An 11,076-nucleotide genomic window follows, 5' to 3' on the forward strand; every position below is an offset into this window, starting at 1 on the left:
TTTCTTTATCCTTATTCGTAACCCTTTTCATTATTACTATACCATAGCGTTTAGCTCTTTTTCCACAAAAAAAGTAGAGAATCTGAAACATCTCAGATTCTCTACTCATTTATCCAATTCATAACCGTTTATTTTTTCAATCGTGAACTCACTTTTATCAACTGTTCTGCTAAATAACTGATTTGCTCTGAAGTTGTTCCAAGTCCAAAACTTATCCGAATCGTTTCAGCTATGATAGGGCTCTTTTCACCATACATTGCAATTAAAACATGACTTGGATCAATATTTCCAGCAGTACATGCTGAACCGGATGAAACAGCTATTCCACTTAAATCTAGACTCATTAGTAGTTGTTCAGCTGATACGTTTTCGAACCATAAACTCACGATATGTTCCAGCTGGCTATCGGGATTTCCATTCACTTCAAATACTACATTCGCTTGATTCAGTTGTTCAATAAGTTGCTTCCGTAATTCATGGTATTTTAATCGACGGTCTTCTCTTTGAGGCTGAATAATCTCTACTGCTTTTTGTAATCCAGCGATTGCTGGTATATTTTCTGTTCCTGCTCGGCGTTTTTTTTCTTGTTCTCCACCAAGCATAAAACTAGGTAAATGAATTGTTTCATTCACATAGAGGAAGCCTATTCCTTTAGGTCCATTGATTTTATGGCCTGAAACCGATAATAAATCGATGTGGTCTCTTTTAACATCAATATCTTCTGTTCCATAAGCTTGAACAGCATCTGTATGAAAGTACGCTGTTGATTCATTTTCAGCAATAATAGCACCTATTTTTGCGATGTCCATTACTGTACCAACTTCGTTATTCGCATACATAATAGAAACTAAAATCGTATCTGGTCTTAAAGCTTCTTCAACTAATTTTGGGTCAACTTGACCTTTTTTGTCCACTGGCAAATACGTTACTTCAAAACCCAGCTTTTCAAGGTATTCCATCGGCTTCAAAACAGCGTGGTGTTCCACAGCAGAGGTGATGATATGTTTTCCTTCTTGTTCTCTTTTTAAAGCTGTTTCAATAATTGCAGTGTTGTCAGATTCTGTCCCACCACTAGTAATAATGATTTCACTTGGTTTAGCGCCAATGCTTTTAGCAAAAACCATTCGAGCATTATCCACAATACGGCGACTATCTCTTCCAAAATTATGGATACTAGATGCATTTCCATAGTGATTTTTCATTGCTTCATAAACAACTTCAATAACTTCTGGGTGTATAGGACTAGTTGCGGCATGATCAAAATACATTCTTTCCATTTTAAGATAGTCCTCCCTTATTGATCTAAACTTATAATCCTTAAATTTTATCACTTTTTGCTCTAATCAACAACCCACTTATTTTGAGTAAGTTAATTTATTGATTAGTCGTTTCCATTTCCCATAGTTCTGGAAATAACATTTTTAGAATACCCATGGTTAATCGACGACCTTTACCTTTGTAAACATAAGCATGCATATGCATAGCAGGGTTAAAATTCGCTTCTAACACTGTATACCCTAAATGTTCTTGGGTACTTGGAATCGTTGGATCTGGAATAATCAAATCAATTCCACTTACTTTAGCACCAATTATTCGAGACATCTCGATAGCTGCTTGCTTATAGCTTTCCCCAATCTCATCTGTAACATCAATTGAGTCGCCTCCTGTGCTAATATTTGAATTTTCTCTCAAATAAACAATGCTGTCTGCTTCAGGAATGCTTTCTACTGTATACCCTTGTCCTTTTAACATTAACTGTTCGATTTCGCCTAACTCTATTCTTTCGAGCGGAGAACGGTGTTTCGCTTCTCCACGCAATGGATCTTCATTTTTGATAGCAACTAATTCTTTAATTGTCTTTTGTCCATCTCCTACAACATTTGCTGGTGTCCGCAGCAAAATCGCTGGAACTTCTCCATCTAAAACAAAGAAACGGTATTCTGTTCCAGGTATATACTCTTCAACTAATACAGCACTGTCTTCTTTGAAGGCTATTTCAAGCGCTCTTTCATAATCCTTTTTAGAAGGTGTTTGTTTAAATACAGAAATTCCTAATCCATAATTAGTCGATTTAGGTTTTACAACAATTTGTTTTTGTTCATACCGCCAAAATGCTGCTATCCCATCTACAAGAGTTGTGTACTCTTCGCCTGCAGGAACACGGAATCCTGCTGCATTAAGAATTTTTTTGGTTACAGTTTTATTTTCCATAATTAGTGGAGCAATATAGGAATCTTTAGATGTCATATTTCCATTTTTAACATATTCAATATGTTGATTAAAGGTTAACTTCAAGAATTGATCTTGAGCATCTAATAGTTCAACTTTTATCCCTTTTTGCAACGCATCAAATAGCAAGAGTTGAGTAGACATCTCTAATTGTTCAAAACCTGTTAAATTATAAGGTCTCTTAACTGCTTCTTTTTTATACTGTTTTGCTAATGCTAGACTAAATGCGATATATGAACCCTCTTCTTCTATACCGCTTATCATACGAGCAGCAATCGTTCGTTTAGGATCAACCATTTGCTTTCTAGCTTCTTGAATACAGCTATATGCTGATTTTGAACCATTTGTTGATTGAAGCATTTGTTCCATTTGTTCTAACAATTGTAATCCTTCTTCTTGAAACTTAGAAGTTTCTTCTGGATGTTCCATTGCCGTTAGACCATTCATTTCTTCCCCAGTTTTAATTTCATCTTCAGTGGCAGTTTCATCGATCCAAATCATGTACAAACAAAAAAGATGAATAAATTCCATCGTTTGTTTTGACATACCAAATGGATCAAAAGGGTTTAAATCAAAACTACGCAGTTCAAGATAAGAAATACCTTTCGTCAATAATTCTTCCGCTTGATGTACTCCACGAAAACGAACAGCTGAGTAAAATTCTTTTTCTTCGGATAAATATCCTTTTTTAACCATATCTTGCAAGCTGTGCACGTAGTCTTCAAGTGAATTAAATGAAACTGACACTTCAGATTGATTAACGTACCCATAATGACTGCTGCGGATACTTCGAACATACTTTTGCGGAATTTCTTGATCTGTGAAAAAAGAATCATCCACGGTAGGAGAAGCGCCCAATAAATAGGTTAAAAGCCAGCGATAACGCAAGAAATTTTTTGTTAGTTTCAAATAAAGCATTGATTTAAATGAATTTTTATCTGAAAAATCAGTTTGATTTTCATATAAGCGCAAAATCAGCTGATCATCTAATTCAAAATTGTAATGCACTCCACTAATCATTTGTTTTTTCTTACCGTATTTGTGCGTCAAGACTTCTCTATATTTAACATCTTCTTTTTTATCCAACTTAGCAATAGGAATAATAGCTTCATCCGGTAGAACCATTGGCATACTGATTGGCCAAATTGATTCATCAAGAGGGATTGTTTGAAGCGCAACGTCATGCACTGCTGCCATCCAGTTGTAACTCTCTTGAATGGACGGCAATGGAGGAGTAATCAATTCTAATTGAGATTCACTAAAGTCTGTTTGAATATACGGATGGAAATTTCTATTTCCAAATTCTTGCGGGTGCTTTGTTAAAGCAAGTTGTCCATTTGAGGTTACTCTTAGCCCCTCTTTTTCAATTCCAAAAACCGCTTGATAAAAAGCTTCATTTATATCTATTTCTTGTATTAGTTGTTTAACAGTCTTCATTTTACTATTCCCTCATCTAACTTATTTATTTGTCGCTCAATTTCTGCTCGAATTTTCGGCTCAGGAGCAAATTCCTTTTCCCAACTAGCTGGTTTCATTACTTTTCCATCTGGTTTTCTATATCGCGGTTTACCGTCTGGAAAAATTTTTCCCATATTTGCTTGATGCACAATAGAGAAAATAGGATCAGGATCAATACCCATAAGAACAAATGAACCATAATTGAAGTAGTTTGCATCGGTTAACGCATCTAATTGACCGATTAAACGGCTTGAAACCTTTTTAGGATGCTCTTTTATTTTAGCTAAAGACTCTTCAGTTGCATTCTTCCATTCTGAAACCAATGCTTCGAATTGTATTATATCTCCTTTTACGCTAGCATACAAAAATTCTAACAGTTCTTCTGTTGTAAAATTTGCTCGCTTAACGGCTTCTTCTGGCGTTAACGCTTGTGGTTCTTTTTTTTGCCGTTTACCAAACACTTCATGAAACTCTTGAACTTGTTCAAATGGAGATAATTTAGTCATATTTTAGCCTTCTTTCTGGTGAAAATTCTTCATTTATACACTGTTCCAACTTCTTTAGTTCTTTATTTCTTCACTGACTAAATGCTTTCTCAATGCTGCATTTTCCGATTCTAATACTCTACGATGCATCTCAGAATGTTTCAAATCTGCTTGCATAATTTTTAAAAACTCACTATTATCTTGTGAATGACGTTTTGTTCTTTCAAGTTGAATTTTTTCTTCAATTAGTTTTTTTATGTCTTTTTCAAGATTCACTATTGTTTCAACTAACATTTGATTTTTTTCAATTAATGAAGCATTTTGAAAACCAATCCCTTTAATCTTTTGCTCTGTTTTTCCATCTACTAAGTTGATATAAACTAACACAAAAGCTAAACAAGCAATAATAAAAGCTAAACAAATACCAATAACATGAACTATTGGCGTTGAATACCTAAATAAAGTTAACAATAGACTCAATACAACAGTGCAGCCAAAAATAACCAAGCCAATTCGATAAGAATTCATTTTTCGTTTATTATTCAGTGCCTTTAAGTAATCTACTTTATTTTGTAAGGTCGCTTTTTCTATTTGTTCTTGTTCTATTTTTTTTCGACTTTCAAAAAAAAGTTCCTTTTCTTTTCTTTCAATAGATTCTTGGACTTGTTGTTGATACTGTTCAAACCATTCTTTTTCTTTCATTAATTTCCCTAACTCTCTATCTATTTCTTGTTGATAAACAGCTTTTTTTAACGAGAGTTCTTCTTCTACTTGCTCAGTTTTCTTGTTAGCTAGAGCAACCATTTCACTAACATCTTCTTCAGCTTTTTTAGTTAGCTTTTGAGCTTCTGTTCTTTCATTATCAAAGTGCTCAAAGGATAGTCTTTTCTTTAGTTCCACTTCTTCTTTAACCATTTCTATATCGTGTTTAACTGCTTGATACATTTTTTCTGACTGCTGAAATGTAACTGTTAAAATATCTTCTGCTTCTTGTTTAGCTTGTTGTAGAATCGCTTTTTCTTTATATGAAGCATCGATTACAAGTTTATCAACTGTTTCTTGTTGCTGTATAGTCACTAATTCTTTTTCTTTTCTTTGATTTTCCGCTATTTTTTTTACAATAATTTTAGCAGTTGTCGAGAAAAAATTAGGCCGACTTCTATTCTTAGCTTTTGATGGACTAGCAACTTGATTAAATTCTTTTTTTTCGGACATTAAAAAGTTCCTTTCCTTCAAACTTTCCTATCAATTTGATTAATCAGGTCTAATCAAATAAATGACTTCTTACACATTATCGCAAATAATCGTAGAAAAGCCAAACCAAAAATTTGAGTGATTTGCAAATATGAACAATTATGAACGAATCCCTCAAATCAAACAAACGTTCCTCTTTGTAGAAACCCAATGGTTACAGTGGTATACTAGTAATAAGAATGTTAGTAGGAGGCTACTCTTTATGAATCAACCGTTAGCTTATCGAATGAGACCTACTCATATCGATAATATTGTCGGACAGCAACATTTAGTTGGAAAAGGAAAGATCATTCGACGTATGGTAGAAGCAAAAATGCTCTCCTCAATGATTTTATACGGTCCCCCAGGAATTGGTAAAACAAGTATTGCTAGTGCAATTGCTGGCACAACGAAATTTGCTTTTAGAGTCTTAAACGCTGCTAGTGATACAAAAAAAGATTTACAAATTGTTGTGGAAGAAGCTAAAATGAGCGGTACGGTTATTTTACTTTTAGATGAAGTACATCGTCTAGATAAACCTAAGCAAGATTTTTTATTGCCACACTTGGAAAACGGACGGATCATCTTAATCGGAGCTACTACAGAAAATCCATATATTACGATTAACCCCGCCATTCGTAGTCGTACCCAAATTTTTGAGCTTAAACCTCTTTCTAATGAAGACATCCAACACGCTTTATGGAATGCTGTGAACGACTCAGAAAAAGGTTTTGGAAACGAACAAGTAACCATTACAGATGAAGCTTTGTTACACTTTTCTAGAGCTACAAATGGGGATTTAAGAAGTTCTTTGAATGGTTTAGAACTAGCTATCAAATCAACAGCTCCAGACGAAAAAGGTATTATAACAATCACTTTAGACATTGCAGAAGAATGTATCCAAAGAAAAGCTTTAACACATGATAAAGATGGTGATGCTCACTACGATGTCATCTCTGCTCTGCAAAAATCAATTCGCGGTAGTGATGTTGATGCAGCTATGCACTATCTAGCAAGACTGATTGAAGCTGGCGATTTACCGATTATTTCTAGACGCTTAATGGTTATTGCTTACGAAGATATCGGACTAGCTAATCCTTCTGCAGCTTCTAGAACAGTCACCGCCGTTCAAGCAGCTGAAAAATTAGGCTTTCCGGAAGCCAGAATCCCTTTAGCCAATGTAGTTGTTGATTTATGCTTGTCTCCAAAATCAAATTCGTCTTACGTAGCGATTGATGCAGCTTTGCAAGATGTACGGGCTGGAAAAAGTGGAGATGTACCTGATCATTTAAGGGACTCACATTATAGCGGCGCAAAAAAATTAGGACGCGGCGTAGATTATCTTTATCCTCATAGCTATCCTGGCGCTTGGGTAAATCAACAGTATTTGCCAGATAAGCTAAAAAAAGCTTCTTACTATTCTCCAAATCACACTGGGAAATACGAAGATACTTTAGCAAAACAATACGAGTCTATCAATTTCAAAAAAGGAAAAAAGAAAACAGATTAACCGTTTTCTTTGTTGTTCTAATCAACTTTATTTAAGCGTCTAATAGTCAATTAATTGACAACAATACTTGCCTATGCTAATATAAAGATAAGATTTCTAAGATGTTCGTCTTGCTCAACATGTGTTGACCGAACAATTAATATTACCTTGGGATCCAAACTGATTCAATCGGATAACAAGCCTTTTCACTTGGTAGTTAGAAGTTTGACAGCGGAGCCCACCTGCTACTTGCGGGTTCAATACTAACTGAGCATAACAACGGCATTATCGGATTTCTCTTTAAAAAGTTTAAAACTTTTAAAGCCATTCTTAATTGAATGGCTTTTTTCTTTGGTTTTAAGATTTTTAAGTATGAATAAATGGCTTTATACTTTTTAGTGTGGATAGATGAATTTAGTTCATGCTTAACACTTCTGGAGGAATAGGATTGCTTGTAGCCCTGTAAAGTATTCAATGCGAATTACATCGCTTTAACGCTTTAGCGTTTAAGCGGTGTTTGAGGCTTGAAAGTTCTTAAGACTTTAGGCTTAAGACGGTACCAGGGCTCTTACAAGCAAATCCGGCTATTCCGAAAGAACTTTTAGAAGCATTCACACTATTTGACTAAGAGCCGAATAAATTAGTTCATTAGATGGCTTTAAAGTTACCCATTCTAAAAGCAATTTCATATAAATTATTTTCATCATCTTCAAATTTCATCTTATCCTCATAAGAAATATGGTATGCTTACTTTACTATTAATTTAAAGAAAGTAGGTTTCAATATGTTATTATCTATCTTATTTTTAATTTTTTCTTTGTTACTGATTTATGCAGCATACTTTTTTTATACTGGAAAAGCTATGGTCCTTCTGACGAGTACTGGAAAAGAAACCACACCAAAAACAGCAGCATTTTTTAAGTTCTACGGCAGACTCTTTTTTATTGGCGGACTTGGCTCTCTTGTACTCGTTTTTTACCAGCTGACTTTGTTAGCTTTTGCGGTTTTACTTTTTGTTATGCTGACGATGCTTTTCTTTATCTTCGGTTTAAATAAGCGCATGTAAAACGAGCAGTATTTCCCTTCACTTAAATCATATCCACCTCTTTTCGTATTTCTATGAAAATGGATACATTTAGAGTACAATGAGATTAGGAAGAAATAATTCATTTATTTTATCATGAGAAATGGAGTGGATGTATATGTTACAACAATACAATCGAATTTTAGTTGCTGTGGATGGTTCGACTGAGGCTGAAATAGCTTTTAAAAAGGCTGTACAAGTTGCAGTTCGTAACTCTGCTACGTTAGTTCTTGCACATGTTATTGATACTCGGGCGTTTCAAAGCATTTCAACCTTTGATGGTGCTATGGCTGATAAAGCAAGTGAACAAGCTAAAAACACCTTAGAAGAATATGTCCGTTATGCAAAAAATCATCGTGTTCAAGATATTACTTATTCAATTGAATATGGCTCTCCAAAAGTGTTAATTGCAAAACAAATTCCGGAAGATCAAAAAATTGATTTGATTTTATTGGGAGCAACTGGTTTAAATGCAGTAGAACGGATCTTTATAGGATCTGTTTCAGAATATGTTATAAGGCATGCTAATTGTGACGTATTAATCGTTCGGACAGATTTAGACAATAAAAAAGGCTAATGTTTACTAGATAACAAAAAAAACAACCAAAATTATTTGGTTGTTTTTTTGTTTATTTATTATGCGCGTAATCTTTCAACATCACGAGCAATCATGATTTCTTCATCTGTTGGTATCAATAGTACTTTAACTTTTGATTCTGGAGTAGATATAATACGTTCTTTTCCACGTACATTATTTGCTTCAGGATCAATTTCAGCACCAAACCAATTCATGCCATCAATAATAATTTGACGCGTTTCTGGAGAATTTTCGCCAATTCCAGCAGTAAAGACAATTGCGTCAGCACCATTTAAAATTGCAAAATATTGACCAATGTATTTTTGAACACGATTATAAAAAATGTCTAATGCTGTTTGTGCATCTTTATTTCCTTTTTCGGCTTCATTTTCAACATCACGCATATCGCTTGAAACATGAGAAAGGCCTAATAAACCTGATTTGTTATTTAAGATATAAATCATATCATTAATATCAGTGATATTTAATTTATCCATTAAGAAAGGCAATAATGATGCATCGATATCACCAGTACGCGTACCCATTGTAATTCCAGCTAAAGGAGTGAATCCCATTGACGTATCAATTGATTTTCCACCTTTAACAGCTGTTATAGATCCACCGTTTCCTAAATGACACGTAATAAGTTTTGTGTCTTCAAGTGGTTTGCCTAACATTTCTGCTGCACGTTCTGAAACATATTTATGTGAAGTACCGTGAGCACCATATTTACGTGCTGCAAAGTCTGTATAGTACTCCATTGGAAGACTATATAAATAATTTTCTTTAGGCATTGTTGCATGGAAAGATGTGTCAAATACAGCTACACTAGTAATATTTGGTAGAAGTTTTTTGAATGCTTTGATTCCTGTAGCATTTGCTGGGTTGTGTAACGGAGCAAATTCAGCTAAGCCTTCGATTTGAGCTAATACTTCATCAGTAATTAATGCAGAATCTTTAAATAATTCTCCACCAGCTACTACACGGTGTCCTACTCCTGTAATTTCTTCGTAGTTTGCAATCACTTTTAATTCAATTAATTTATCTAAAACCATTTGAATAGCAATTTCATGGTTTGCAATATCTTCAACCACTTTGTATTTTTCACCGGCATATTTCGTAGTAAAAATTGAATTATTCAAACCAATTCTTTCGATTATTCCTGAAGCGATTTCTTCTTCAGCTGGCATTTCATATAATGTGAATTTCAAACTTGAACTACCTGCATTAATTGCAATTGTTTTTGGCATATTTTTTCCATCTCCTAATGTAAATTTTTAAATATTTTCTTTTTTCCAACTATCTACTTCTTGCATAAATTGAAGCATGGCTTTTTGATTTTTAAAGTCTGGAATTTGTGCTAACAAAACTTGTTTAGCTTGTTTAGCATTGTTCCCTTTCTTTTGGATCAAAAGAATTGATTTTCTGGAGTTTTTAGTCTTAAATAACTCATTTGGTAGATTTAACATCCCTTGTAAAAACGATTCTTCTTGAATCATCTTCATCAGTCCAGGTGTCTCATCTGTCTCAAATAACTGAGCAGGAACTAAAAAGATTCCAAATCCGCCATCTTTCAAATAATGTAAGCTTTGTTCAATGAATAAATGATGCGCATAAGAATGACCCTCTTTTGCAGCTGTTTTGTATTTACTGACTTTTTCGTCCAATGGATAATAACCAACGGGCAAGTCACTCACAACAACGTCTACAGGATCCATTAACAAGTCTTGTAACGCATCTTGATGAGTCAACGTAACTTTTTGCCTTTGCATAGTTGTGCTAACTGACGCAAGGGTTAGAAGCAAATCATCGTTATCGATACCTTCTGCCTCTACCAAAATGTTTTTTGAAACTAATCCATTATAAACAGTTGATAATAGATTTCCCATCCCAACAGCTGGATCAAGTAACCGAATTTTCTCTAGTTTTCCACTAATTAATTTTTCAATTAGATAGTTTAAAATAAAGCCAATCGCATCTGGTGTCATCTGGTGATTGGGTTGCAATGCATCTGTCTTTGAAGCTTTCAAAAGAGCTAATTGAATTGCTTTTCGAATGTCTTCAGATTCCATGTTATCTATTGAAACTTCTTTATATAGTTGCGTCAATTTTCCAACTATTTCATCTGAAGGAAAACCATCAATCTGATGAGGAATCTTATTAACGAGAATATTTTCACCAGTTTCTGAAAGAGCCTCTAGATAAGAAACATCTAATTCCTTTTGCAAAAGTTGGACTGAAGCGTCCAATTGATTAAATAACTGTTCAATTTCTTTTTGAGACACTAATTTCAACCTCTTTCTTTTTTTCTTACAACGTCTTGGTATTAGTCATGTAAGAAATGAAATGAGTCATCTATTAAAACGGCACTACTCTTCCATTCTAACGAATAACTTGTAAGGTTTCAAGCATGAGCTTAGTTTATTTTCAAAAGCAAATTTAAGCTTTTTAATATCCTTTATTCTTTTTGAAGTTTTCATCGTAACCGTCAAAAAAGCTCTTCTAAGAATAGAAGAGCTTT

General features: G+C 34.1%; 9 protein-coding genes and 1 other RNA gene. 4 read left to right on the forward strand and 6 right to left on the reverse strand.

What is annotated here, in order from left to right; translation table 11 throughout:
- Positions 1-128: 128 nt before the first annotated feature.
- The 4 genes from CAT7_RS04875 to CAT7_RS04890 form a co-directional block, all read right to left on the reverse strand.
- Positions 129-1,277 carry a cysteine desulfurase family protein gene (locus CAT7_RS04875; protein WP_007722590.1) on the reverse strand — a complete coding sequence of 383 codons (1,149 nt, stop codon included), beginning with the start codon at positions 1,275-1,277 and terminating at the stop codon, positions 129-131.
- 97 nt (positions 1,278-1,374) lie between these two features.
- A complete protein-coding gene (gene gshAB / locus CAT7_RS04880) occupies positions 1,375-3,666 on the reverse strand; it encodes a bifunctional glutamate--cysteine ligase GshA/glutathione synthetase GshB (RefSeq protein ID WP_007722592.1) in 2,292 nt (763 codons plus the stop codon).
- The gene (locus tag CAT7_RS04885) at positions 3,663-4,193 is read right to left on the reverse strand and encodes a haloacid dehalogenase (RefSeq protein ID WP_007722594.1); all 531 of its coding nucleotides are present in this window, start codon (positions 4,191-4,193) and stop codon (positions 3,663-3,665) included. Before CAT7_RS04885 ends, gshAB begins: the two co-directional genes overlap by 4 nt.
- A gap of 54 nt (positions 4,194-4,247) precedes the next feature.
- Positions 4,248-5,387 carry a hypothetical protein gene (locus tag CAT7_RS04890; RefSeq protein WP_007722599.1) on the reverse strand — a complete coding sequence of 380 codons (1,140 nt, stop codon included), beginning with the start codon at positions 5,385-5,387 and terminating at the stop codon, positions 4,248-4,250.
- Between the two features lie 241 nt (positions 5,388-5,628).
- Between CAT7_RS04890 and CAT7_RS04895 the strand changes: the two genes are divergently transcribed.
- The 4 genes from CAT7_RS04895 to CAT7_RS04905 all read left to right on the forward strand — a co-directional run bounded on the left by CAT7_RS04895 (position 5,629) and on the right by CAT7_RS04905 (position 8,555).
- The gene (locus tag CAT7_RS04895) at positions 5,629-6,915 is read left to right on the forward strand and encodes a replication-associated recombination protein A (RefSeq protein ID WP_007722601.1); all 1,287 of its coding nucleotides are present in this window, start codon (positions 5,629-5,631) and stop codon (positions 6,913-6,915) included.
- 90 nt (positions 6,916-7,005) lie between these two features.
- Positions 7,006-7,193, forward strand: a non-coding RNA gene (gene ssrS, locus CAT7_RS12150) — 6S RNA.
- A 485-nt stretch (positions 7,194-7,678) separates the two neighbouring features.
- Positions 7,679-7,960, forward strand: a complete 282-nt coding sequence (locus CAT7_RS04900) for a hypothetical protein (protein WP_007722605.1) — start codon at positions 7,679-7,681, stop codon at positions 7,958-7,960.
- A 136-nt stretch (positions 7,961-8,096) separates the two neighbouring features.
- Positions 8,097-8,555 (forward strand): universal stress protein, encoded by a 459-nt coding sequence (locus tag CAT7_RS04905; protein WP_007722606.1) that lies wholly within the window; start codon positions 8,097-8,099, stop codon positions 8,553-8,555.
- Between the two features lie 59 nt (positions 8,556-8,614).
- Here CAT7_RS04905 and CAT7_RS04910 read toward each other — a convergent pair whose 3' ends face one another.
- Both CAT7_RS04910 and CAT7_RS04915 read right to left on the reverse strand, forming a co-directional pair.
- On the reverse strand, positions 8,615-9,805 hold the full coding sequence (locus CAT7_RS04910; protein ID WP_007722607.1) for an acetate/propionate family kinase: 1,191 nt from the start codon (positions 9,803-9,805) through the stop codon (positions 8,615-8,617).
- A 27-nt stretch (positions 9,806-9,832) separates the two neighbouring features.
- Positions 9,833-10,840 carry a class I SAM-dependent methyltransferase gene (locus CAT7_RS04915; protein WP_007722608.1) on the reverse strand — a complete coding sequence of 336 codons (1,008 nt, stop codon included), beginning with the start codon at positions 10,838-10,840 and terminating at the stop codon, positions 9,833-9,835.
- Positions 10,841-11,076 lie beyond the last annotated feature (236 nt).

The sequence above is a fragment of the Carnobacterium sp. AT7 genome, assembly GCF_000171855.1.
Classification (GTDB): Bacteria; Bacillota; Bacilli; order Lactobacillales; family Carnobacteriaceae; genus Carnobacterium_B; species Carnobacterium_B jeotgali.